Origin of the sequence: Advenella mandrilli (genome assembly GCF_016595155.1) — a bacterium.
GTDB classification, from domain to species: domain Bacteria; phylum Pseudomonadota; class Gammaproteobacteria; order Burkholderiales; family Burkholderiaceae_B; genus Advenella; species Advenella mandrilli.
The window spans coordinates 1-24,293 of the sequence record NZ_JAENGP010000010.1; the positions used below are offsets into that span (position 1 = coordinate 1).

Consider the following 24,293-nt stretch of genomic DNA (forward strand, 5'->3'; position numbering starts at 1 on the left):
TGACGACCATAGCAAGGTGGACCCACTCCTTCCCTTCCCGAACAGGACAGTGAAACGCCTTCGCGCCGATGATAGTGGATGGACATCCGTGAAAGTAGGTCATCGTCAGGCTCTTTATTCAAAAAAAACCCCTTCAGATAATTCTGAAGGGGTTTTTTATTGCCTGCAAAATTTGATGGAAGATTGAAAGTAAATGTTTGAATGGTTTTCTTTCCCTGATGAAATAAGCAGAACCTTTGCGATTGTACTGATTTTTGCCAGTTTTTTAACTTCCGCTTTAACTGCAGCCATGGGACTTGGCGGTGGGGTTGCGTTATTGGCCTTAATGGGTACTGGCATGCCCGTAGCCAGTGTGCTTCCGGTACATGCAATTGTGCAATTAGGTTCAAACATGGGTCGAACTATTATTCAGTTCAAATATATTGTCTGGCCATTGGTATTATGGTTTTTACTTGGCAGTATATTTGGAGTTGCAATGGGTGGGCCGGTTGTTATGCATATTCCAGATACCTTTGCCAAACTATTACTAGCTGCTTTTATTCTATGGTCTGTTTTTGGGGCCAAGATTAAACCGGCCTCATCGGTTAGTAGGATCTATTTCATTTTGGGTGGCGCATTAACCAGTTTTGCTTCCATGATTGTGGGTGCGGCTGGGCCTATGGTGGCGGCCTTGATTGCTTCTAAAGGGTATACCAAACAAGCTTTGGTGGCGACACATTCGGTATGTATGGTTTTTCAGCACGGGCTTAAAATTCTAGTCTTTGGTGCTTTGGGTTTTGCATTTGCGCAATGGGTGCCTATGCTAGTGGCTATGATTGCCAGTGGTTTGGCCGGGACTTATGTAGGTACCCGTTTGCTTGATGATTTGCCAGAAAGTATTTTTAAACTGGGCTTCAGAATCACAATGATATTGCTAAGTCTACAAATGATTTGGGGTGCACTTAAATTTTTTTGGATTTGATTAATTCGTCAAAGAAAGATTCTTTCCGATGATAGCCTGCTTATGATTGAGTAAAACAAAAAAATCATTACTATTAATTTTTGTTTTATTTGAAATTGCCGCTAAATTTTATCTATATTTAATTAAGTTGCTCTAAATACCCTTTAATTTTCATTATCTTTTGTTATTCGCCTAAATAATTATTGTTTATAAAAATATGGGCTATAGTGACTGGTGTGTATATTAGATTGAAGGGGCTATGTTTACATCCATACCTTATAAAACCAAATTACGTACTATCCACATTCCAGGGCAAGATCCACTGGAAATATTCACTTTATTAGACAGGCAGCAATATTACGATCCAACGGGTGCCGCCAAACGTTTGGGTATTTGCTCGGCAGCCTGGCCATTGTTTGGAATGTTATGGCCTTCAGGCTTGCAATTGGCCATTAAAGTCACAAAAGAAGACATTGATCCTGAACAGCGTATTCTGGAAATAGGCTGTGGTTTGGGCTTGGCCAGCATGACTGCGCACCGTCTGGGCGCTAATGTTACCGCCAGCGACCGCCATCCATTGGCAAAACATTTTTTAAATAAAAACCTTAAAAATAATAATTTACCACTCATTAATTACAGGTATGGCCAGTGGGGCCATGATAGGGCAGTCTCTTTGGCAGACACGGGGGCACCGGTATTGTCGGGCCGTTATGATTTGATTATGGGCAGTGATTTACTTTACGAGCCTAGTAGTCCCGGGATGGTGGCGCAGTATATCCACGAGCATGCACAAGCCCGCGCAGAGGTTTGGGTGATGGATCCAAACCGAGGTTACAGAAACCGTTTTACCAGAGAAATGTCAACATATGGTTTTGAGCTGGCCGAAGAAAAAAAAATCCATCGGCCCTATGCTTTTGATATCAATGATATGCCCGAATCCTATTCGGGCCGGTTCTTACGTTATCAACGGAATATCAATTTATCGCTATTATAAATAGCCAGGCCATACCAGGCTTGATCCGGCGGTTTTTTGCTATTGGATGCCAGGCTGGATATGGCTACCCGTCGTTATTGTCATTAATGTCTTCATCAATGTTTATTTTGCCAATTTCTTCCCACAGCATGCCCATATCTGAAAAATGATGCTCTACATCAAAAATTTCCAGATTATCGCTATGGTATTCGCCACCCAGTACTGGTGGGGTCTTGAAACCATAAATGGTATTGGGTGGCAGTTGATGATGCAGCAATGGCGCGATCAGTTCGCAAGAAAAATAATCAATCACGAATTCTTCATCTTCCAGTAACTGCTTGAAAGACTCAAGGGAGTCTGCGAGTACTTCCAGCTCGCCGTCCAGGGTATCCAGGAAAAGGATGGAGCCGTTGTCTTTTTCAATAAGGAAGGCATCGCCGGTTTGCGTAATCATGGCAATTTCCGTTTCAAAAGGAATCAGCCAATTCCAGGCTTTAAGCAGTTTCTTACTGTCTATGGTGGAAGTGTCAATAATCAGGTCTTTGATATTTAATTGCATGGTATAAAAAACCGGGCCTGTGCCCGGTTGTTAGTAATGGATTAAGGATAGATAAGATTATGCCTTAATATTTGCCTTGAATTCTTCATCATTCATGAAAATATACCTGACAGCATCAACCAGACCCAGAAATACGGAGAGCGGGAGCCAGATAAAGCTGATAAACAGATATAAAAGGCCCATGCCTATATGTCCAGCGTAGAAGCGGTGGGCACCCAGCCAGCCTAGAAAAATAGCCAGGAAGATGGCTATCTTGCGAGAGTTGGCCTGGTTATTCATTTCTTCACCTTTGTTTTTGTAGATCCATACACAAACAACGGCGGTAATAAGAATGGCAACCACAATTTTTACTGGATGTCTTGAAACATAAAGGGATATAGTCCAGTAAAGATCCTGGAAATTGTAAATAACGATGCCGGTAATTTGGCTTAGCCATTGTGCCAGAGCAGTAAATACGCCTTCACCAAAGGTTAGGCCAATTAGCACAATAATAAATACAATTACGGGCAGTAAAAGTTTTTGCAGCATTGAAATTTTCTCCGTATGAGGGGCCAGTAGGAATCGGGCTTGACCTTCCCATAGTGTGAGGGTTGATAATAAATCAGTTAATATGGATTATCCTTTATTTTTGTGATTATCATGGCAAATTCCAAATTGTTAGATGTTTCTCCCCATTACGAATTCGCGGTTCATGGCATGACATGCGCATCTTGTGTGCGGCGTGTTGAGCGATCCATTGCCAAAATTGAGGGGGTTGAAAAAGTTAACGTTAACCTGGCTTCTGAAACCGCCCATGTAGAATTAAGCAGGCAAGACTTGCCAGCCGAACAGATTATTGCCGTTATTGCCAAGGCAGGTTATGAAGCCGCGCTGATAGAACGTGCAGACAAGCAAACCCAGGAGCAGATTGAAAACCGGAATCGTGAAATCGCCGGCCTGAAGCGGGATTTGCTAATTGCCACTCTCTTTACTGTCCCTGTTTTTATTCTGGAAATGGGGGGGCATGTTATTCCCGGTTTTCATGATTGGCTGCATGCTTTCCTGCCCATGCAAACCAGCTGGATAATCCAGTGGGTGCTGACCACGATTGTGCTGGCTTTCCCCGGCAGACGTTTTTTTACACTTGGCGTAAAAAGCTTTATGCAAAAATCGCCTGACATGAATGCCCTGGTGGCTATTGGTGCTGGCAGTGCTTACGTTTATTCAGCCATTGTGACGGCATTGCCTGAAATCATTCCCGAAAATTCTCGTTTTGTGTATTTTGAAGCGGCTGCGGTGGTAAGCACCCTGATACTGTTGGGCCGTTACCTGGAAGCCCGCAGCAAAGGGCAAACCGGGCAGGCCATTGCCCGCCTGATCGGCTTGCAGGCCAAAACGGCACACTTGATAGAAAATGGCCAGGTACGTGATATCCCGCTGGATGAACTTAAGGTGAATGATACGGTACTGGTCAGGCCGGGTGAAACTGTTCCGGCTGATGGGGTCGTGGTAAGTGGCCAGGCGCATATTAATGAATCGATGATGACCGGCGAACCATTGCCGGTTAGCAAGTCGCAGGGGGATAAAGTGGTGGGCAGTACGGTTAGCACCAATGGCAGCCTGACGGTTAAAGTAGAGCAGGTGGGTGAGAACACGGTCTTGGCTAATATTATCAAGATGGTGCAGCAGGCACAGGCCGATAAACTGCCGATTCAAAATATACTGGATGTGGTAACCAGCCGCTTTGTGCCGGCGGTGCTGGTGGTGGCTGTTTTAACTTTTATGGCCTGGATGGTTTGGGGCCCCGAACCCTTGTTGCCGCATGCGTTAACGGCTACCGTGGCGGTGTTGATTATTGCCTGCCCATGTGCCATGGGTTTGGCCGTACCGGTTTCCATTATGGTGGCAACGGGTAGGGCAGCGCAGCTGAATATCCTGTTTCGCAAGGCCAGTGCTTTGCAGATATTAAAAGACACCAAGGTGGTGGTTTTTGATAAAACGGGTACCTTAACCCATGGCCGCCCCGAACTGACCGATTTACAGGTGACGGATGATTTTGAGCAAGCGCAACTATTGGCCCATGTTGCCGCGATTGAGCAGCGTTCCGAACACCCGATTGCCCTGGCTATTGTCAAGGCGGCACAAGAACAGAATTTGCACTTGCCACCGGTGGATGATTTTCACAATATTATGGGTGCCGGCATCCAGGCCCGTATTGGTAACGACCATTATCTGATTGGCTCGGAAAAATTCCTGGTCAGCCAAGGTGCGGATATAAGTGCTTTGGCTGAAAAGGGCATGGCGTTTGCCCGTGTAGGCAAGACGCCTATTTTTGTGGCGGTTAATACCCAGGCTGCCGGCCTGTTCGTGATTGCCGATACCGTTAAGGAAGATGCGGCAAGCGCCATCGCGCAACTGCACAACATGAATATTAAAACCGTGATGTTAACCGGCGACAACCCGCAAACCGCACAGGCCATTGCCCATCAATTGAATATTGACAAGGTGTATGCCCAGGCATTGCCTGATGACAAGGTAAAGTATGTCAATCAGATCAAGCAGGAAATGGGCACGTTGGTTTTTGTAGGTGATGGCATTAATGATGCACCGGCCCTGGCCAATGCTGATGTAGGTGTGGCCATTGGCACCGGTACGGATATTGCCATCGAATCGGCCGATGTGGTGCTCATGGGCAAAAGCATTCAGAATGTGGCGCATGCGGTTTCATTATCGAAGGCAACCTTTAAAAATATTTACCAGAACCTGTTCTGGGCATTTGCCTATAATGTGGCGCTTATCCCTATTGCCGCTGGTGTGTTGTATCCGGCCTATGGGTTGGGATTGTCACCGGTCTTTGCGGCGGCTGCCATGGCATTGTCCAGTGTGTTTGTCGTCACCAATGCGTTAAGATTACGCAGGTTTTCAATTAAATAACCCGGCAGGAAAATGTCCATGAATATTGGTGAAGCCGCCAGGCAAACAGGCATCTCGGCAAAAATGATTCGCTATTACGAAGACACCGGTTTAATTAAACCGGTTCATCGCAGTGATTCGGGCTATCGGCAATACGCTGAAAAGGATTTGCATACCTTGCGTTTCATACGGCGTTCACGTGATTTGGGGTTTTCAATTGCACAAATTGAGGATTTGCTGGCCTTATGGAATGATCAGGGCAGGGCCAGTGCCGATGTCAAGCAAATAACCCAACAGCATATAGAAGCGTTGCAACATAAGATTCAGCAATTGCAGGCTATGGTGGATACCTTGCAACACCTGAACCGGCATTGCTCGGGTGACCAGCGCCCTGATTGCCCCATATTAGAGGATCTTGGCCAAACTACGCATTACTCAGGCTGAATAGCGTGTCAGGAACCGAAGGCGTTTTTCCACTGATTTTGTCTGCCAGCAATTTGCTCGAGCCGGTAGCCAGGGTAAAGCCCAGTGCGCCCTGGCCGATATTCAGCCACAGATTTTTGTATCGGGTGCTATCAATAATGGGTTTGCCCTTGGGGGTGGCCGGACGCAGGCCCGCCCATTGCTCTGCCTGGGCGTAATTGCCAGCATCAGGGAAAACAGCCTTGGCCTCGTTAATCAGGGTTTTAATGCGGCTGGGGTCAATGTTTTTATTCATGCCAACCAAATCGGCCATGCCGGCAATACGCAGGCGTTTACCAATGCGGGCATAAACTACCTTGCGTTCAAAATCGGTAATGCTGACATGGGGTGCCTGGTTATCGTTCTGGATGGGCAGGGTAAGGCTGTATCCTTTAAGCGGGCGCACGGGTACATCTATTTGAAGTGGTTTAAGCAAGGCGGTGCTTTCGCAACCCAGTGCCACCACGATATGATCGGCTGAAAGCGTTTGCCGGTTTTTAAGCATGACGCTAACTTGTGATGAGCCATTGCTTTGCAAAAGGCCAACTTCCTGGTTGAAAAGAAACTCAACACCCCGATTTAATAAAATAGTCTTCAGGTTTTGGCAAAATTTAAAGCAATCAGCCGCTTCTTCACTGGGGGTATAAATGCCACCCGTAATCTGGTTTTTTAAGGGTGCAAGTGAAGGTTCTTTTTCAATGCATTCATCGGTGTTCAGGGCAAACTGCTCACAGCCAAGCTGGCGCTGGAAATCAAGCAGCTGGACGGCACTGTTAAAGGATTCGGTGCTTCGGTGCAGCACCATTTTGCCGGATGCCTGGAAATCCATAGTCAGTTTTTCAGCATCCATTAATTGGTGTAGCAGATCACGGCTAAGAAAAGAAAGTTGCAGCAGCTCCCGGGTGGTTTTGTCGCTTTGGCTGGCATTGCAGGCTTTCATGAAACGCAGGTTCCAGCAGATGTCGGCCGGGTCCAGGCTGGGCCGAAAACGTAGCGGAGAATTGGGGTCAAGCAGCCATTTGGGTACTTTGCCAATAACGCCCGGGCCGGCCAGCGGAGCGACATAGCTGTATGAAAGTTGTGCACCGTTGGCATAGCTGGTTTCAAGGCCTACATCGGGGTTTTTATCAAGGATACTTACTTTATGACCTTGTTCAGTAAGGTAGTATGCCGTTGTCAGGCCTATTACACCTGCACCTAAAATAAGTATTTCCATTGTTATCCCTGTTTATTAAACGATTAAACCGAACTTAGCCAGGCCAACTCTTCGTCGCTAAAGCCGGCCTGTTTTCTGGCCACCATATTAAGGGGCCCTTTGGGTTTTGCGACATGGTAAGTGTGTATCATGTTGGCATAAGTGGCAATGGGGTCTTTACCGGTTTGCTGGCATAAATAAAGATACCATTTATTGCCCAATTCAACATGGCCTACCTCATCACGCAAAATGATATCCAGGATTTTTACGCCTTCGTGGTCATTGACGCTGGCCAGCTTGTTCTGGATAAGCGGCGACACATCCAGTCCACGGGCCTCAAGGGTTCTGGGAACCAGGGCAAGTCGGGCAAGAAGATCGTTAGCGGTTTTTTCGCATATTGCCCATAAACCGTTATGGGCCGTGAAATCACCGTACTCATATCCCATGTTGCGCAAATGATCCCGAACCAGGGAAAAATGATAGGCTTCTTCCTTGGCAACACGCAGCCAATCACGGTAAAAGTCGTCAGGCAAATGGGCAAAGCGCCAGATAATGTCCAGCGCCAGATTAATGGCATTGAATTCTATATGTGCAATAGCATGAATAAGTGCCGCTTTACCCTGTTCACTATTAATGGAACGGTAGGCCACTTTTTGTGGGGAAACCAGTTCGGGTTGCAAGGGCCGACCCGGAATAGTCTGGCTGGGTGATGTTATTTCCTGCGTATGAATAGGGGCATCAAATGCAATTTTCTGGACAGCGGCAATTTTTTCATCAGGATCTGAAACGATAAGCGCCTGAAGGACACTTTCACGAAGGGAAAGGGGATTTGACATAAAAACAATAATTATTGGAAACAGTTGGTATTGACCCTATTCTAGCCAAATAAGGCGGGTGATATAGTGAATGATTTTACCGTTGTGGATTATTCTCATGAGTCATGTTCCCCATATTGTATTTCTGGATCGCGGCACCATTCCGGATTTCATTCAGTTAAAACCCTTTACCTTTGAGTGTACGGTAGATATGTATGCCAATACACCGGCGCATCAGGTGGCCGAACGGATTGAAAACGCGGATATCGTGATTACCAATAAGGTCCGGATTGACAATGACAGTCTGTCTCGTGCGGCTAGCCTGAAATTAATTGCGATCTCTGCAACCGGCACGAATGTGGTTGATATCAACGCCTGTGAAGTTAAGGGTTGTGTGGTTAGCAATATTAGAAATTATGCGGTCAATAGCGTGCCAGAGCATGTGTTGGCTCTCATGTTTGCCTTGCGCAGAAGCATTATTCCCTATCATGCTTCTGTTAAGGCCGGGCGTTGGCAGCAAAGCGGGCAGTTTTGCTATTTTGATTACCCTATTAAGGATTTGGCCAATAGCACGTTGGGTATTTTCGGTTCGGGCGCCTTGGGTTCATCACTGGCAACCCTGGCCAGGGGGCTGGGCATGAAAACCATTTTTGCTTCGCGTAAAGGACAGGCGCCACGTGATGAAAACTATCGTCCATTTGAGGAAGTACTTGAAACTTCAGATATCCTGAGCCTGCATTTGCCACTGACACCAGAGACCCAAAATATGATTGCCGACCCGGAATTTGACAAGATGAAACCATCAGCCTTGCTGGTTAATACCGCAAGAGGAGGGCTGGTTGACGAGGAAGCGTTGGTGCGGGCTATTAAAGGAAAAAAGATTGGTGGTGCCGCATTTGATGTGGTTACCACTGAACCCATGCCCGACTCACATCCGTTTATGGCATTGATGGATTATCCCAATTTTATTTTAACACCACATGTGGCATGGGCCAGTGAAGAAGCCATCCAGGCATTGGCTGACCAGTTGATTAATAACATTAATTCTTTTGTGCGGGGAGAAATCCGTAATCAGGTTTTTTCGTAACCATTTTTTGCCGCTAATAAGGGATAGGTGTTTGTCCTTCTTGTGTCAAGAAATGTAAACCTCTATGCTGGTTTTGCTTCCTTTGAAGTAAAAAAACAGCATCTCAGAGGCGGATATGCACAACCAGAAACCGGTTTTATTTGGAGAGTTTGATTACATTATTGTAGGTGCCGGTTCGGCCGGGTGTCTGCTTGCCAACCGTTTATCTGCAAATCCCGATAACAGGGTTTTATTGTTGGAAGCGGGTGGGCCGGATTCCTGGCATTGGCTGCATATTCCGGTGGGATACTTATACTGTATTGGCAATCCACGAGCCGACTGGTGCTTTCGTACACGGCCGGATGCCGGGCTGCATGATCGCAGTATTGCCTATCCACGGGGCAAGGTGCTGGGGGGCAGCTCAGCCATTAATGGCATGATTTACATGCGGGGACAAAAACAGGATTACGACTACTGGGCCAGCCTGGGCAATACCGGCTGGGCCTGGGATGATGTACTGCCCTTATTTAAAGGGTTTGAAAACCACCATTTAGGCAATAATGATTGGCATGGTACCGATGGGGAATTACGGGTGGAAAACCAGCGCTTGCGGTGGGATATTCTGGATGCCTTCAGGGCTGCAGCGGCACAGGCTGGCATTTTTCCCATCGATGATTTCAACCGGGGTGATAACGAAGGAAGCGCTTATTTTGAGGTAACCCAAAAAAAGGGTTTGCGTTTCAGTGCGGCAAAGGCTTTTCTGCATCCGGTCAAGTCTCGCAAAAATTTGACTATTCTTATGCATGCCACCAGTGACCGTATCATCTTTGAAGGTAAACGGGCACGGGGTATTCAGTATTATATTAACGGCAAGCTGTATCAGGCCAACGCCCGGGCCGAGCTGGTGTTGTCAGCGGGTGCGATTGGATCGGTGCAAATATTGCAACGCTCGGGAATTGGCCCGGCTTCTTACCTGAACAAATTGCACATTCCGGTTGTGCATCATGCGCCAGAGGTCGGAAAAAACTTGCAGGACCATTTGCAGTTGCGTACGGTTTATAAAGTGTCTGGGGTAAAGACACTGAATAAAATGATGCAATCACCTTTGCAAAAAGCCTGGATGGGCATGCAGTATGCATTGTTCCGCAAAGGTCCCTTAACCATGGCACCTTCCCAATTGGGGGTCTTTGCCCGCTCTACTGATGAGCAGGGCAGTGCCAATCTTGAATACCATGTACAACCCTTGTCTTTGGAAAAATTTGGCGAACCCCTGCATGCATTTGCTGCGTTTACCGCTTCGGTCTGCAATTTAAGGCCTACCAGCCGGGGTGAGGTTAATATCGTTTCGTCTGCCTGCCATGACAAGCCCGATATTATGTGCAACTACTTAAGTACTGATGAGGATATACGGATTGCCGTGCAGAGTCTGAAACTAACCAGAAGAATTGTGTTTCAGGATGCGCTGGCTACCTATAACCCCATTGAATATAAACCAGGCACTATCTATCAGTCTGAAGAAGACCTGGTTAGGGCGGCCGGTGAAATAGGCACCACTATTTTTCATCCAGTAGGTACATGCCGTATGGGAACTGATGATAAAGCCGTGGTTGATCCCGAGCTTAAGGTAAACGGGGTAAGTGGCTTACGGGTGATCGACGCCTCTATCATGCCGCAAATTACCTCGGGTAATACGAATGCACCTGTCATGATGATTGCTGAAAAAGGCGCCAGAATGATTCTGGCATCACGCTAATGTATTCATTTATGCGGTTTTGACATTATCACTTTAAGCGTAATGAAAGTAGCAAGGATATAGCCTGATTGAATATGCAAAGAAATATTAGTTAGTTTGAGTTTGTCCGGTAACTCTATATTATAAAAACCTGATTTGTTATACCGAACCAGAATATGGGTTTCATGATGAAACAGGTTCGGTTTTTGAATTTAGGTTAACCATGTCTTTACAAACAGCCAGTGATTTTTCGGGTGGATTCGAGCGGCCCCTGTTATGGTCCCCCCCCAAGGGTAGTGTCAGCGCCACTTTACTACAGGATAAAAGAGCGGTGCTGGCGGAGCGGCTTCAGCTTATTGCAGCCAGCCATTCCCGTGTCAGGCTGGCTTCCAGTTTGTCGGCAGAAGACCAGGTGCTGACCGATATTATTTTGACCAACCTGAAAAATACCCCGAATCAGCGCATTGATATTTTTACGCTGGAAACCGGACGCCTGCACCCGGAAACTCTGGCACTGCTTGAGCAGGTAAAACAGCGTTATGGCTATGAGATCAAACTGTATCGGCCAGAGGCCGGGCAACTTGCTGAATATATTAATACCTATGGTCTTAACGGTTTTTACGATAGCCTTGAAGCCCGCAAAAAATGCTGCCAGATAAGAAAAATTATTTCCCTTGACCAGGCACTGGCACAGGCCGATGCCTGGATTACGGGGCAACGCCGGGAACAGTCGGTAACCCGCACTGAGCTTACTTTGCAAGAACAGGATACAGCCAGAAATATTCTTAAGTACAACCCGCTGTTTGACTGGTCCGAGGCGGAAATCTGGGCCTATGTCAATTTATATGATTTACCCGTTAATGTGTTGCATGAGCAAGGCTATCCCAGTATTGGCTGTGAGCCCTGTACCAAGGCGGTTCGTGCCGGTGAAGACCCTCGTGCAGGTCGTTGGTGGTGGGAATCGCAAGACAGCAAGGAATGTGGCCTGCATGTAAGCCCTGCCCCCACAGCGTAAGCAGTAACTATAGAAATTTAAAGAAAACCAGGATTTTTAATGAATAGCATAACTGAGACCGTGCATCTTGAGAAAGCACAATTGCATACCGAACACCTGAAACGGCTGGAAACCGAATCGATTTATATTATTCGTGAAGTCGTGGCCGAGTGCCGTTCACCGGCGCTGCTGTTTTCCGGTGGTAAGGACTCGGTGGTCTTGCTGCACCTGGCCATGAAAGCATTCCGTCTGGGGGATCGCAAACTGAACTTGCCATTTCCATTAGTGCATATTGATACCGGCCATAATTACCCGGAAGTGATTGCCTTTCGTGATGAGCTGGTTAAACAATATGGCCTGAAGCTGGTGGTGGGGCATGTTGAAGACTCCATTCGCAAAGGCACGGTACGCTTGCATCGTGAAAATGATTCCCGCAATGCCGCACAGGCCGTGACCTTGTTGGAAACCGTGGAAGAAAACGGTTTTGACGCCTTAATGGGCGGTGCCCGCCGCGATGAAGAAAAAGCCCGGGCCAAAGAACGCATTTTCTCTTTCCGTGACGAATTTGGCCAGTGGGACCCGAAAAACCAGCGCCCCGAACTGTGGGACTTGTATAACGCCCGGATCCACCCCGGTGAGCAAATCCGCGTATTCCCGATTTCAAACTGGACCGAGCTGGATATCTGGCAATACATTGAACAGGAAAACCTGAGCCTGCCTTCCATTTACTATGCGCATGAGCGTGAAGTAGTGCGTCGTAATAGCCTGTTGGTGCCGGTAACGCCATTAACCCCTAAAAAAGAAGACGAGCAAAGCGAAGTGTTGACGGTGCGGTTCCGTACCGTGGGCGATATCAGCTGCACTTGCCCGGTCTTAAGTACCGCCACTTCACCGCAAGCCATTATTGAAGAAACCGCTATTACGCAAATTACCGAACGCGGTGCTACCCGAATGGATGACCAGACCAGTGAAGCGTCGATGGAAAAACGCAAAAAAGAAGGCTACTTCTGATAATTGGATATTGAGAAAGACATGACAGAAAAAACAAATACCCAGGGCTTATTGCGTTTCATTACTGCAGGCTCGGTTGATGATGGTAAAAGCACGCTGATTGGCCGTTTGTTATATGACAGCAAATCGGTGCTGACAGACCAGTTGCAGGCGATCCAGAAAGCCCGCCATAAAAGAACCACTGGCGAACAGATTGATTTTTCCCTGCTGACTGACGGCCTTGAAGCCGAGCGCGAGCAGGGCATTACGATTGATGTGGCCTACCGTTATTTTTCAACTGCAAACCGCAAGTTCATTATTGCGGATACCCCCGGGCATGAACAGTACACCCGTAATATGGTGACAGGGGCTTCTACCGCCGATGCCGCGATTGTACTGATTGATATTGTGCGTGCCATTAAAGAAAATGGCGAGTTTGAATTGCTGGCGCAAACCAAGCGCCATACCGCCTTGATCAAATTGCTGGGCATCCGTCATGTATTGGTGGCGGTTAATAAAATGGATCTGGTAGGGTTTGATGAGACCCGCTTCAATCAGGTAAAAACCGCTTATCTGGCACTGGCACAGCAGCTTGGACTGGATGCCAGCCAGATTCACTTTATTCCTGTATCAGCCTTGAGTGGCGATAATATCGTTTACAAGAGCGAGCAAACCCCCTGGTATGATGGCAAGCCATTGTTATCTATTCTGGAATCGCTGGATAATGGGGAAGAAGACGAGCTGAATGCGCCTGAGGCATTGCGCCTGCCGGTACAACTGGTGATTCGCCAGGATGGTTCACAGGCGGATGACTTCAGGGGTTATATGGGCAAGGTTGCCCAAGGTAGCGTGTATGTGGGTCAGCAAATCAGGGTCTTGCCTGCCAACCAGACGGCAACCGTGGCAGAAATTCTCACTCCCGACGGTAACGTGCAACAGGCACTTAAAGACGGTACGGTTACCATTCGCCTGGATGTGGATATTGATATTTCTCGTGGCGATATGTTGGTGGATGCTCAGGCCGTGGTTGAATCAAGCAAGACGCTGTCTGCCAATATCTGCTGGTTTGATGAGTTTCCTTTGAACCTGAAAAGAAAATATCTATTGAAACATACAGCAGCTACCGTGCCGGTGCGTATTAACCAGATCCATCATGTGCTGGATGTACAAACCCTGCTGGATACCGCAGACAAAGATCAGCTGGCCTTGAATGATATTGGCAAGGTAGGGTTGTCTTTGCAAAAACCGCTGGTGGTGGATGCTTACGCACAAAACCAGATTACCGGTTCGTTTATTCTGATTGATGAAGTCAGCAATAATACGGTGGCGGCGGGTATTATTAATTGATTGTGTGCGTTCCCGGGTTAGTAGCCTGGGAATGCCTATGTTTACCAGGTTTCTTCTATAGAGGCGGAATCATTATTCAGCTTTGCTCCGACGCCCCTGCGGGCCGAAGTCGCTGCACCTGAATAATGATTCCGCTTTTTTCTGCTTGTTGCCATGCGCTGCGTTGGAATGCAGGCCTGCATATAAATCAGGGAATGCTTTCTGACTGCCAAGTCAAAATAATTATTATAAATCAAACACCGGCAAGGCCCTTTACCGTAAAATTGGGCGGCTTGGTAAGAAGCGTTTGGAATAAATAACAAAGAGGTGCTATGGATCAGCAACAAGTACGAATTTTCACTTTATCTGATGGTCAGGCTCAACTTGAAGTGGCGCTGGAACAAGAGACGGTGTGGTTGAGCCAGGCCCAGATGGTAGAGTTGTTTGGACGAGATCAGTCGGTAATTTCTCGTCATGTCCGTAATGCATTATCAGAAGGTGAGGTAAATGATAAAAGCAATATGCAAAAAATGCATATTGCTAATTCAGACCGCCCAGTCGTATTTTACGATCTGGATGTTATTATCTCTGTCGGATATCGTATCAAGTCTGAACGAGGCGTTCAGTTCAGGCGCTGGGCAACACAAGTACTCAAAGACCACTTGGTTAGCGGCTATACCCTCAACCAGCGGCGCCTGGCAGAGCGAGGCATTGAGTTTGAGCAGGCAGTGAATTTACTTAGCCGCACGTTAAGTAACCAAGGTCTGGTTACTCAGGAAGGCAAGGCAGTAGCGCGAGTGATTAGCGACTACGCTCGCTCTTGGAGCCTGCTGCAGGGCTATGACGAACAGCAGCTTGAAGAAATATCCTTAAGACAACTGGATATGCGTCCATTACTACAGGATGAGGCGTTAACGGCCATTGGTGAGCTGAAGCAGACATTAATTGGCAAGGGCGAAGCTACCGAGCTTTTCGGCCAGTTGCGAGGCGAAGGTCTGGCTTCGGCCCTGGCAACTATTGAGCAGGGGTTTGGCGATGAGCTTTTCTATCCTAACATAGCCAGTCGTGCTGCCCACTTGCTGTATTTCGTGATCAAAAACCACCCTCTGGCAGACGGCAATAAACGATGCGGTTCTTTTCTATTTTTGTGGTATTTGCGCCGAAATGCCGACTTATTGGCACTTCCTGTTGAACAACTCATTAATGATAATACCTTAGTGGCATTAGCCCTATTGGTGGCAGAAAGCTTGCCGGATCAAAAAAACTTGATGATTCGGCTCATTGAGCACTTTATCCTGCTAAAGGAACCGCTGGCTTATAAGGCCTGAAAATGAACGAAAATCAATCACAATAATATCGCTTTGAGTGATTTTCCGAGACTGGATTTGGAGTAATTACTCGCTCCATGCTCCAGCGTGGAAATGCATAGGTTTAGCCGGTTTCTTTTGTGGAAGCGGAATTATTATTCAGCTTTTCTCCGACGCCCCTGCGGGCCGAAGTCGCTGCACCTGAATAATGATTCCGCTTTTTTACTGGTTCTTGCCATGTTCTGCGTTGGAATGCAGGCCTGCATATAAATCAGGGAATGCTTTCTGACCTAGGTATTGATTTGGGTACCACAACATGTACGGATATTTATAAATCCAAGAAAAATACCTGGAACTTGCAGGCACCCGCAATGAGCACATGGAGTAAGGGAACCATCCTTCAGTCCTCATATCCTTCTCTTGACGCTTTTGAGAATGGGAAAAATCTTTTTAACAAGACTGGGTAATGGAAGGGCGTTATGGAAAGCGAGCAATGCGAATATTGAAATTCAATATGTGCATGTCAGCTTTGATGCGACCTTGAATTACGAAACGGCCAAGGCAAAAACAATGTACGCAAAATACCAACAGGAACAGGAGCGTATGAAACAGCAGGAAACAGTCAGCCAACTTTAACGGGGTGCCTGACGTAATTCTGCTTTCATCCCCCATTAGGGTGACGTTTCATCTCAAAAGCCCTCTGACCAAAAAACTGTAGCGATAGAATACCCCTCTATCACTACCGCTATCCGTCAAAATAAGCCTTATAATACCCACACCCCAAACCCCCCAAGTAACAAAACAATACAAAGCAGGAAAAACACCATGACAAGTGCCCAACAACGTGCAGAACTTCAACGCCGCATCTGGCAAATAGCAAACGATGTGCGGGGTTCGGTCGATGGCTGGGATTTCAAGCAATATGTACTGGGTGCGCTGTTTTACCGCTTCATAAGCGAAAATTTCGCCAGCTATATTGCGGCAGGCGACGACAGCATCAATTATGCAGAACTGGCCGACAGCATTATTACCTCTGAACTGAAAGACGATGCCATTAAAACCAAAGGCTACTTCATATACCCCAGCCAGCTGTTTGAAAACATCGTTAAACAGGCCAACACCAATGAAAGCCTGAATACCGATTTAGCCAATATTTTCAATGCGATAGAAAACTCGGCCAATGGCTATGATTCGGAAACAGACATCAAGGGCCTGTTTGCCGACTTCGACACTACCAGCAACCGCCTGGGTAATACGGTAAGCGATAAAAACAAACGCCTGGCCGCCGTGCTAAAGGGCGTGGTGGAATTGAATTTTGGCAACTTTGAAAACAATCACATTGACCTGTTTGGTGATGCTTACGAGTTTTTAATTTCCAACTATGCCGCCAATGCCGGTAAATCCGGTGGTGAATTTTTTACCCCGCAGCATGTGTCCAAATTAATTGCACAACTGGCCATGCACCAGCAAACCAAGGTCAACAAAATTTATGACCCGGCATGTGGCTCCGGCTCGCTACTGTTGCAGGCCAAAAAACACTTTGACGCCCATATCATTGAAGAAGGTTTTTACGGGCAGGAAATTAACCACACCACCTATAACCTGGCCCGCATGAACATGTTCCTGCACAACATCAACTATGACAAGTTCAACATTGCGCTGGGCGATACGCTGCTTAACCCTGGTTTTGAGCAAGACAAACCGTTTGATGCCATTGTGTCCAATCCGCCGTATTCGGTAAAGTGGGTGGGTGCCGACGACCCAACGCTGATTAATGATGAGCGCTTTGCCCCGGCAGGGGTGCTGGCCCCCAAATCCAAGGCGGATTTTGCCTTTGTACTGCATGCGCTTAGCTACCTGTCTGGCAAGGGCAGGGCGGCCATTGTTTGCTTTCCGGGCATTTTTTACCGGGGTGGGGCCGAACAGAAAATCCGTAAATACCTGGTTGATAACAACTACGTGGAAACCGTTATTTCTCTGGCTCCCAATTTGTTTTTTGGGACTACCATTGCCGTGAATATCCTGGTGCTGTCCAAGCATAAAGCCAATACCGACATCCAGTTTATTGATGCCAGCGAATTATCCAAAAAAGAAACCAATAACAATATTCTGCTGGATGAACATATTGAAAAAATCATGCAGGTATTTGATAGCAAGGAAAATATCGAGCACTTTGCCAAATTTGTACCCTTTGAAAGCGTTGCCGCCAATGACTACAACCTGTCGGTGAGTAGCTACGTGGAAGCCGAAGACACCCGGGAAGTGGTGGATATCGTCCAGCTTAACGCAGAGCTGGCAACCACCGTTGCCAATATAGACTGTCTGCGCAAGGACATTGATGCGATTGTGGCGGAAATTGAAGGCGAGGAAATTGAGGGATGAGTAGCATGAGTTTTATGGAGAAACTGCTGGATGGCGTGCAGGTGGAGTGGGTGGCTTTAGAGCGGCTGGCAAAAATCAAGCATGGCAAAGACTGGAAACATTTGAATTCAGGCGATATTCCTGTATATGGTTCAGGAGGGGTAATGGGATATGTTGATACATATTCATATGATAAACCTACTGTTTTAATTCCAAGAAAAGGTTCAATTACAAATGTTTTTTATGTCGATGAGCCATTTTGGAATGTTGATACAATTTACTATACAGAAATTGATGTTTCAAAGATTATTCCCAAATTTCTTTATCACTTTATTAAAAAAATAGACTTAATGGCGCTTGATACAGGCTCAGGAAGACCAAGTCTGACACAGGCAATATTAAATAAAATAGCAATCCCCATTCCCTGCCCGGAAAACCCCAAAAAATCACTTGAAATCCAAGCCGAAATCGTCCGCATTCTGGATGCTTTCACCGAGCTGACCGCCGAGCTGACCGCCGAGCTGACCGCAGAGCTGACCGCCCGCAAAAAACAATACAACTACTATCGGGATAAGTTGTTGAGTTTTGATGAGGGCGAAGTGGAGTGGAAAACGTTGGGGGAGATGTTTGACATGCGTGCTGGAAAACATATCTCAGCCCAAAAAATCGCAAATGCCTCTACTAAAGAACATTCTTACCCGTGCTTTGGAGGAAATGGTATTCGGGGATTTGTTAATGAAGCGAGCCATAATGGGGAGCATTTACTCATTGGAAGACAAGGAGCCCTATGTGGTAATGTTCAAAGAATGAAAGGTCAATTTTACGCCACTGAACATGCTGTCGTGGTAACAGCAAAAAAAGGAATAAATATTGACTGGGCATTTCATTTGCTAACTGTTGTGAATCTCAACCAATATGCATCAAAATCGGCCCAACCAGGATTAGCTGTTGGAAATATTCAGAGTTTAAAAATTCCTATTCCATCCTTGGAAGAACAAATCCGCGTAGCCTCTATCCTCGACAAATTCGACGCCCTTACCAATTCCATCACTGAAGGCTTGCCCCGTGAAATCGAACTGCGTCAAAAACAATATGAATATTACCGCGACCAGCTATTGAGCTTTCCCAAAGTAGAAGCGCGTACAACTGCTTTGGCATAAGGAACAAGACCAATGTATAACCTGAGCCGGCAAGACCAAACCACAGAGTTTTTACTCTACACAGCACCCAATGGCGAGATAAAAGTGGAAGTGCTGCTTAGCAATGAAACCATCTGGATGACGCAGGAGCGGATGGCTGAATTATTTGGTGTGCAACGTCCGGCAATTACCAAGCATCTAAAAAACATCTTTGAAAGCAATGAGTTAAAAGAGGAAGTGGTATGTTCCATTTTGGAACATACCACTGAGCATGGTGCAATTTCTGGTAAAACTCAAACCAGCAAGGTCAAGTACTACAACCTTGACGCGGTGATTTCAGTCGGCTATCGGGTTAACTCGGCTCAGGCAACTCAATTCAGAATCTGGGCGACTCAACTCATCAAAGAGTACATCATCAAAGGCGTTGCCATGGATGATGAGCGTCTGAAAAATGGCCGTTATTTCGGCAAGGATTATTTTCGTGAACTGCTTGAGCGGGTACGCTCCATCCGCGCCAGTGAACGACGCATTTATCAGCAAATTACCGATATTTTTGCCGAGTGTAGCATTGACTACGACCCAAACTCTCAAACCACTCGTTTGTTTTACGCCCATGTGCAGGATAGGTTTCATTTTGCCATTACTGGTCATACTGCCGCTGAAATCATTTCACTCAGGGCGGACGCCAGTAAACCGTTAATGGGCATGAGTACGTATAAAAACGCCCCTGCTGGCCGTGTCCTAAAGTCAGATACCATTTCAGCAAAAAACTATTTAAGCGAAACAGATATTAAAAAACTGGAGCGCACGGTATCTGCTTTTTTTGATTATATTGAAGGCGTTATTGAACGGCGTACTACGCTTTCAATGGAAAGTTTTTCGGAAAGCGTCAACAAATTCCTTACCTTTAACGAATACCGAATTCTGGAAGGGTACGGAAAAATCAGTCGTAAACAGGCTGAGCAAAAAGCGTTTGCTGAATATGAAAAATTCAACAAATTGCAACACATTGAGTCAGATTTCGACCGTACAGTGAAGCAACTGCTACAGAAAAAGGACATAAAAGAATGAACGCTTACACCCCCATCACTGAAACCAACCACTTTATCGTCCTTGAGAAATACAGCAAAGAATGGCAGGTGGCTGAAAGCTATCAAAATGAATTCGAGCTGGAACAGGAATTGATTCAAGACTTGCAAAACCAGGGCTATGAATATGTGCCTGGCCTGAAAAGCATGGACACCATGCTGGCCAATATACGTGTGCAGTTGCAGGCCCTAAATAAGGTAGAGTTCAGTAATGGTGAATGGCGGCGTTTTGTGGAAACTTATTTAGACAAGCCCAGCGATGGCGTTGTTGATAAAACCCGTAAAATCCACGACAATTACATTCACGATTTTGTCTTTGACGATGGCCGTATTCAAAATATTTACCTGCTGGATAAAAAGAACATTGCCCGTAACAAGGTGCAGGTAATCAAGCAGTTTGAGCAAACCGGCAGCCATCTTAACCGTTATGACGTTACCATTCTGGTGAACGGCCTGCCACTGGTGCAGATAGAGCTTAAAAAGCGGGGCGTGGCCATTCGTGAGGCTTTTAACCAGATTCACCGTTACAGCAAAGAAAGCTTTAACAGCGAACATTCTCTGTATAAATATTTGCAGCTGTTTGTGATTTCCAACGGCACCGATACCCGTTATTTTGCCAATACCACCAGGCGTGACAAGCACAGTTTTGATTTCACCATGCACTGGGCCCAGGCCGATAACAGCCTGATTCGCGACCTGAAAGACTTTACCGCAACCTTTTTTCAAAAAAATACCCTGCTGAATATATTGCTGTATTATTCGGTATTTGATGTGAGCGATACTTTGCTGGTGATGCGGCCTTACCAGATCGCCGCCACCGAGCGTATTTTGTGGAAAATCAACAGTGCCTATGCGGCCAAAAGCTGGAGCAAGCCGGAAAGCGGGGGGTATATCTGGCATACCACGGGTTCAGGTAAAACCTTAACCAGCTTCAAGGCGGCCCGCCTGGCCACAGAGCTGGAGTTTATCGACAAGGTTTTCTTTGTGGTGGACAGAAAAGACCTTGATTACCAAACGATGAAAGAGTACCAGCGCTTTTCCCCTGATAGCGTGAATGGGTCTGACAGCACCGCCGGGCTAAAGCGTAACCTGGAAAAAAACGACAATAAAATCATTGTTACCACCATCCAGAAGCTGAATAACCTGATGAAAAGCGAAAGCGATTTACCCGTTTACAATAAACAGGTGGTGTTTATTTTTGACGAATGCCACCGCAGCCAGTTTGGGGAAGCACAAAAGAATTTAAAGAAAAAATTCAGGCAATTTTACCAATTCGGTTTTACCGGCACGCCTATTTTTCCGCAAAATGCCCTGGGGGCGGATACAACCGCCAGCGTATTTGGCCGTGAATTGCATTCTTATGTGATTACCGATGCCATCCGTGATGAAAAGGTGCTCAAGTTCAAGGTGGACTATAACGATGTGCGCCCGCAATTCAAGGCGATAGAGACAGAGCAGGATGAACAGAAACTGAGTGCGGCAGAAAATAAACAGGCTTTGCTGCACCCTGATCGTATCCGGGAAGTATCGCAGTATATTTTGAACAGTTTCCGCCAGAAAACCCATCGCCTGAAAGCGGGGGCCAGGGGCTTTAATGCCATGTTTGCGGTAAGCAGTGTCGATGCCGCTAAACTGTATTACGAGCAGCTGAACCAGTTGCCGCAAGGCAGCGACAAACCCCTGAAAATAGCCACGATCTTTTCTTTTGCGGCCAATGAAGAGCAGGATGCGGTCGGTGATATTCCTGATGAAAGCTTTGAAGTGTCTGCCCTGAACAGCAGTGCCAAAGCGTTTTTGGAAGCGGCGATTGCCGATTACAACACGGTTTTTAAAACCAGTTTTAGCGTGGATAGCAACGGTTTTCAGAATTACTATCGTGATTTGGCCAAACGGGTGAAAGCGCAGGAAGTTGATTTATTGATTGTGGTGGGTATGTTCCTGACCGGTTTTGATGCGCCTGCCCTGAATACTTTGTTTGTAGATAAAAACCTGCGCTACCACGGCCTGATTCAGGCTTATTCACGCACCAACCGCATTTATGACGCGACCAAAACCTTTGGCAATATCGTGACTTTCCGTGATCTGGAGCAGGCCACCATTAATGCCATTACCTTGTTTGGTGATAAAAACACCAAAAACGTGGTACTGGAAAAGAGCTTCAAAGCGTATATGGAGGGCTTTAGTGATATTGTGACTGGTGAGGCCAGACGTGGCTTTGTGGATATTGTGACCGAGCTGGAACAGCGCTTTCCCAAGCCCAATGAGATTTTTCTGGAAAAAGACAAGAAAGATTTTGCCAAACTGTTTGGCGAGTATTTGCGGGTGGAAAATATCCTGCAAAACTTTGATGAATTTGCCAGCCTGAAAGCTTTGCAAAATGTGGACATGAGCGATGATGCGGCGGTAGAGGCCTTTAAGGAACAGCATTATTTAAGTGATAGTGATCTGGTCGCCATGCAAGCCGTTTCTATGCCTGCCGAGCGCAAAATACAGGATTACCGTTCTACCTATAATGATATTCGCGATTGGTTGCGCCGACAAAAAACGGCTAATGAGCAAGATGAATCTACACTGGATTGGGATGATGTGGTGTTTGAGGTGGATTTGCTGAAGTCGCAGGAAATTAACCTGGATTATATTCTTGAGCTGATTTTTGAGCATAACAGGAAAAACAAGAACAAAGCCGGGTTAATTGATGAAGTACGCCGGCTTATCCGTGCCAGCCTGGGTAATCGGGCCAAGGAAAGCCTGATGGTGGATTTTATTAACCAAACCGATCTGGATGCCATCAAGGAAAAAGAAAACGTGACTGATGCTTTTGTTACTTTTGCACGAGCAGAACAATTGCAAGAGGCAGAGGCATTGATTGACAGCGAGAACCTGAATGAAGAAGCGGCAAAACGCTATATTATGGCCTCGTTAAAGCGGGAATATGCCAGCGAGAACGGAACCGGACTGAATGAGATTTTACCCAGAATGAGCCCGCTGAACCCGCAATATTTAACGAAAAAACAAAGCGTTTTACAAAAAATCGCTGCGTTTGTAGAGAAGTTCAAGGGCGTTGGGGGTGAAGTGTAGTTTGGTGTGTCTGGCAATTTGGCAACAGACTGTTGCCAAATTGCAGGATTGCAGTAAAAGCGAAAGAATGCGCGGCAGTAGCGCAGATTTGTAGCGGAAAAGCCACCAACCTCAGGGAAGGTCTGCCGTAAGTCCTTGCTGAATGTCAAATTGGTCTTTGTCGTTTTTATCGTGCAATGGTTACCCGATGAAATTTCTTGTGGATTGGTGAGATTGTACTGGTTCCCATGCTCCTGCATGGGAACCGGAATCACTCAAACACTGGCCGGGTCAAAAACGGCCACTTTCCTGGCCTTCACATACACATTATCGCCCGGCATTAAGCCCAGGCTGCGGTAGCGTTCTTTGGTTAGCACCACTTCAATATTCTCATCCTGGCCGTCGCGGGCAATTTCAACCCGGACAATTGGGCCGATGGAATGGATATGCTCTATTTGGCCATGGCCCAGGGCATTGGTGGCATCAAGGCTGATTTCAATGTCGTGCGGGCGGATGTAGGCAATGGCTTCGGCGCCAGTAAAATGCGCGCTGTGCTGGCTGATTTCATGGCGGAAATCACCGCTGGTGAAGTGCTTGTCCTGGATTCGGCCATGAAACAGGTTAACGTCGCCCAGAAACTGGGTCACAAACGGGCTGGCAGGCGTGTCGTAAATTTCATCGGGGCTACCCACCTGTTCAATCTTGCCGTGGTTCATCACCACCACACGGTCTGATACCTCAAGGGCTTCTTCCTGGTCGTGGGTTACAAAAATACTGGTCAGGTTGATATCGTCATGCAGCTGGCGCAGCCAGCGGCGCAGGTCTTTGCGCACCTTGGCATCCAGGGCACCAAAGGGTTCGTCCAGCAATAATACTTGCGGCTCAACTGCCAAAGAGCGGGCCAGGGCAATACGCTGGCGCTGGCCGCCAGACAATTGTGACGGGTAGGCATTGGCCAGCCAGTCCAGTTGTACCATTTTCAGTAAAGCCATGACTTTTTCCCGGATGGCTTCCTGGGAAGGGCGATCTTTGCGTGGTTTAACATTCAGGCCAAAGGCGATGTTGTCGAACACGGTCATGTGCCGGAACAGGGCATAGTGCTGGAATACGAAGCCGATCTGGCGTTTGGACACATGGGTATCGGTGCTGTCTTGCCCGTTAAAAATAATTTTGCCTGAATCTGCTTTTTCAAGGCCGGCAATAATACGCAACAGGGTGGTTTTACCGCAGCCTGAAGGGCCCAGCAGGGCAAGCAACTCGCCACTGTGGATGTCCAGATTGATATTATCAAGGGCCGTAAACCCGGCGAATTTCTTTGAAATGTTCTGAACTTCAATACTCACGATAATTCCTGTTTATGTAGCGACTTGCCAAGAAGGGCATGGCGAATGCGAATT

Annotated in this window: 20 protein-coding genes, 1 rRNA gene and 1 pseudogene; 16 read left to right on the top strand and 6 right to left on the bottom strand. The window is 46.8% G+C overall.

The annotated features are described in order from the left end of the window. The 3 genes from rrf to JHL22_RS09370 form a co-directional block, all read left to right on the top strand. A 5S ribosomal RNA gene (gene rrf, locus JHL22_RS09360) occupies window positions 1–111 on the top strand; the annotation flags it as partial. Between the two features lie 82 nt (window positions 112–193). Next, window positions 194–961, top strand: coding sequence for a sulfite exporter TauE/SafE family protein (locus JHL22_RS09365; RefSeq protein WP_200236359.1), 768 nt, complete (start codon window positions 194–196; stop codon window positions 959–961). A gap of 238 nt (window positions 962–1,199) precedes the next feature. Further along, window positions 1,200–1,934 carry a class I SAM-dependent methyltransferase gene (locus JHL22_RS09370; RefSeq protein WP_200236361.1) on the top strand — a complete coding sequence of 245 codons (735 nt, stop codon included), beginning with the start codon at window positions 1,200–1,202 and terminating at the stop codon, window positions 1,932–1,934. Between the two features lie 64 nt (window positions 1,935–1,998). Here JHL22_RS09370 and JHL22_RS09375 read toward each other — a convergent pair whose 3' ends face one another. Together JHL22_RS09375 and JHL22_RS09380 are read right to left on the bottom strand one after the other, a co-directional pair. Continuing rightward, window positions 1,999–2,472, bottom strand: a complete 474-nt coding sequence (locus JHL22_RS09375; RefSeq protein ID WP_200236364.1) for a T6SS immunity protein Tdi1 domain-containing protein — start codon at window positions 2,470–2,472, stop codon at window positions 1,999–2,001. A 57-nt stretch (window positions 2,473–2,529) separates the two neighbouring features. Continuing rightward, window positions 2,530–3,000: a TM2 domain-containing protein gene (locus JHL22_RS09380; protein WP_200236367.1), complete on the bottom strand. Its 471-nt coding sequence runs from the start codon at window positions 2,998–3,000 to the stop codon at window positions 2,530–2,532. A gap of 111 nt (window positions 3,001–3,111) precedes the next feature. Between JHL22_RS09380 and JHL22_RS09385 the strand changes: the two genes are divergently transcribed. Both JHL22_RS09385 and cueR read left to right on the top strand, forming a co-directional pair. Further along, window positions 3,112–5,385, top strand: coding sequence for a heavy metal translocating P-type ATPase (locus tag JHL22_RS09385; protein WP_200236370.1), 2,274 nt, complete (start codon window positions 3,112–3,114; stop codon window positions 5,383–5,385). An 18-nt stretch (window positions 5,386–5,403) separates the two neighbouring features. Next, the gene (gene cueR, locus JHL22_RS09390; RefSeq protein WP_200236373.1) at window positions 5,404–5,808 is read left to right on the top strand and encodes a Cu(I)-responsive transcriptional regulator; all 405 of its coding nucleotides are present in this window, start codon (window positions 5,404–5,406) and stop codon (window positions 5,806–5,808) included. Here the strand turns inward: cueR and JHL22_RS09395 are convergent. Then, window positions 5,789–7,042, bottom strand: a complete 1,254-nt coding sequence (locus JHL22_RS09395) for a D-amino acid dehydrogenase (protein ID WP_200236376.1) — start codon at window positions 7,040–7,042, stop codon at window positions 5,789–5,791. The two genes, cueR and JHL22_RS09395, sit on opposite strands and share 20 nt — an antisense overlap. Before the next feature lie 23 nt (window positions 7,043–7,065). After that, window positions 7,066–7,857 (bottom strand): ferritin-like domain-containing protein, encoded by a 792-nt coding sequence (locus tag JHL22_RS09400; protein ID WP_200236379.1) that lies wholly within the window; start codon window positions 7,855–7,857, stop codon window positions 7,066–7,068. A gap of 97 nt (window positions 7,858–7,954) precedes the next feature. Between JHL22_RS09400 and JHL22_RS09405 the strand changes: the two genes are divergently transcribed. The 11 genes from JHL22_RS09405 (at window position 7,955) to JHL22_RS09455 (ending at window position 22,917) form a co-directional block, all read left to right on the top strand. Next, window positions 7,955–8,923, top strand: a complete 969-nt coding sequence (locus JHL22_RS09405; protein ID WP_200236383.1) for a D-2-hydroxyacid dehydrogenase — start codon at window positions 7,955–7,957, stop codon at window positions 8,921–8,923. A gap of 115 nt (window positions 8,924–9,038) precedes the next feature. Continuing rightward, on the top strand, window positions 9,039–10,655 hold the full coding sequence (locus JHL22_RS09410) for a GMC family oxidoreductase (RefSeq protein WP_200236385.1): 1,617 nt from the start codon (window positions 9,039–9,041) through the stop codon (window positions 10,653–10,655). A gap of 202 nt (window positions 10,656–10,857) precedes the next feature. Continuing rightward, window positions 10,858–11,649 (top strand): phosphoadenylyl-sulfate reductase, encoded by a 792-nt coding sequence (locus tag JHL22_RS09415; protein ID WP_200236387.1) that lies wholly within the window; start codon window positions 10,858–10,860, stop codon window positions 11,647–11,649. 39 nt (window positions 11,650–11,688) lie between these two features. Continuing rightward, window positions 11,689–12,639 (top strand): sulfate adenylyltransferase subunit CysD, encoded by a 951-nt coding sequence (cysD, locus tag JHL22_RS09420; protein WP_200236390.1) that lies wholly within the window; start codon window positions 11,689–11,691, stop codon window positions 12,637–12,639. 21 nt (window positions 12,640–12,660) lie between these two features. Next, window positions 12,661–13,965 (top strand): sulfate adenylyltransferase subunit 1, encoded by a 1,305-nt coding sequence (locus tag JHL22_RS09425; protein ID WP_200236392.1) that lies wholly within the window; start codon window positions 12,661–12,663, stop codon window positions 13,963–13,965. Between the two features lie 311 nt (window positions 13,966–14,276). Continuing rightward, the gene (locus JHL22_RS09430) at window positions 14,277–15,272 is read left to right on the top strand and encodes a virulence RhuM family protein/type II toxin-antitoxin system death-on-curing family toxin (protein WP_200236395.1); all 996 of its coding nucleotides are present in this window, start codon (window positions 14,277–14,279) and stop codon (window positions 15,270–15,272) included. Window positions 15,273–15,686: 414 nt separating this feature from the next. Further along, window positions 15,687–15,887 (top strand): hypothetical protein, encoded by a 201-nt coding sequence (locus tag JHL22_RS09435; protein ID WP_200236398.1) that lies wholly within the window; start codon window positions 15,687–15,689, stop codon window positions 15,885–15,887. Between the two features lie 189 nt (window positions 15,888–16,076). Further along, complete coding sequence (locus tag JHL22_RS09440; protein WP_200236401.1) at window positions 16,077–17,633, top strand: type I restriction-modification system subunit M; 1,557 nt, start codon at window positions 16,077–16,079, stop codon at window positions 17,631–17,633. After that, on the top strand, window positions 17,630–18,772 hold the full coding sequence (locus tag JHL22_RS09445; RefSeq protein ID WP_200236404.1) for a restriction endonuclease subunit S: 1,143 nt from the start codon (window positions 17,630–17,632) through the stop codon (window positions 18,770–18,772). Before JHL22_RS09440 ends, JHL22_RS09445 begins: the two co-directional genes overlap by 4 nt. Window positions 18,773–18,784: 12 nt before the next feature. After that, window positions 18,785–19,822, top strand: coding sequence for a virulence RhuM family protein (locus tag JHL22_RS09450; RefSeq protein ID WP_200236407.1), 1,038 nt, complete (start codon window positions 18,785–18,787; stop codon window positions 19,820–19,822). Further along, entirely contained in the window at window positions 19,819–22,917 is a 3,099-nt protein-coding gene (locus JHL22_RS09455) for an HsdR family type I site-specific deoxyribonuclease (RefSeq protein ID WP_200236409.1), read from the top strand. The genes JHL22_RS09450 and JHL22_RS09455 overlap by 4 nt, the downstream gene beginning before the upstream one ends. Window positions 22,918–22,940: 23 nt before the next feature. On the opposite strand, the pseudogene JHL22_RS16200 reads toward JHL22_RS09455, so the two are convergent. After that, a pseudogene (locus JHL22_RS16200) lies at window positions 22,941–23,156 on the bottom strand (hypothetical protein); the annotation flags it as partial. A 15-nt stretch (window positions 23,157–23,171) separates the two neighbouring features. Beyond that, window positions 23,172–24,239, bottom strand: coding sequence for a sulfate/molybdate ABC transporter ATP-binding protein (locus JHL22_RS09460; RefSeq protein ID WP_200236412.1), 1,068 nt, complete (start codon window positions 24,237–24,239; stop codon window positions 23,172–23,174). Between the last annotated feature and the right edge of the window lie 54 nt (window positions 24,240–24,293).

Coding starts and splice junctions, on each gene's coding strand:
- JHL22_RS09410 (WP_200236385.1), top strand. CDS start 9,039: ATGCACAACCAGAAACCGGTTTTATTTGGAGAGTTTGATTACATTATT.
- JHL22_RS09405 (WP_200236383.1), top strand. CDS start 7,955: ATGAGTCATGTTCCCCATATTGTATTTCTGGATCGCGGCACCATTCCG.
- JHL22_RS09365 (WP_200236359.1), top strand. CDS start 194: ATGTTTGAATGGTTTTCTTTCCCTGATGAAATAAGCAGAACCTTTGCG.
- cueR (WP_200236373.1), top strand. CDS start 5,404: ATGAATATTGGTGAAGCCGCCAGGCAAACAGGCATCTCGGCAAAAATG.
- JHL22_RS09450 (WP_200236407.1), top strand. CDS start 18,785: ATGTATAACCTGAGCCGGCAAGACCAAACCACAGAGTTTTTACTCTAC.
- JHL22_RS09395 (WP_200236376.1), bottom strand. CDS start 7,042: ATGGAAATACTTATTTTAGGTGCAGGTGTAATAGGCCTGACAACGGCA.
- JHL22_RS09400 (WP_200236379.1), bottom strand. CDS start 7,857: ATGTCAAATCCCCTTTCCCTTCGTGAAAGTGTCCTTCAGGCGCTTATC.
- JHL22_RS09380 (WP_200236367.1), bottom strand. CDS start 3,000: ATGCTGCAAAAACTTTTACTGCCCGTAATTGTATTTATTATTGTGCTA.
- JHL22_RS09440 (WP_200236401.1), top strand. CDS start 16,077: ATGACAAGTGCCCAACAACGTGCAGAACTTCAACGCCGCATCTGGCAA.
- JHL22_RS09370 (WP_200236361.1), top strand. CDS start 1,200: ATGTTTACATCCATACCTTATAAAACCAAATTACGTACTATCCACATT.
- JHL22_RS09375 (WP_200236364.1), bottom strand. CDS start 2,472: ATGCAATTAAATATCAAAGACCTGATTATTGACACTTCCACCATAGAC.
- JHL22_RS09455 (WP_200236409.1), top strand. CDS start 19,819: ATGAACGCTTACACCCCCATCACTGAAACCAACCACTTTATCGTCCTT.
- JHL22_RS09430 (WP_200236395.1), top strand. CDS start 14,277: ATGGATCAGCAACAAGTACGAATTTTCACTTTATCTGATGGTCAGGCT.
- JHL22_RS09415 (WP_200236387.1), top strand. CDS start 10,858: ATGTCTTTACAAACAGCCAGTGATTTTTCGGGTGGATTCGAGCGGCCC.
- JHL22_RS09435 (WP_200236398.1), top strand. CDS start 15,687: ATGGGAAAAATCTTTTTAACAAGACTGGGTAATGGAAGGGCGTTATGG.
- JHL22_RS09425 (WP_200236392.1), top strand. CDS start 12,661: ATGACAGAAAAAACAAATACCCAGGGCTTATTGCGTTTCATTACTGCA.
- JHL22_RS09445 (WP_200236404.1), top strand. CDS start 17,630: ATGAGTAGCATGAGTTTTATGGAGAAACTGCTGGATGGCGTGCAGGTG.
- JHL22_RS09385 (WP_200236370.1), top strand. CDS start 3,112: ATGGCAAATTCCAAATTGTTAGATGTTTCTCCCCATTACGAATTCGCG.
- cysD (WP_200236390.1), top strand. CDS start 11,689: ATGAATAGCATAACTGAGACCGTGCATCTTGAGAAAGCACAATTGCAT.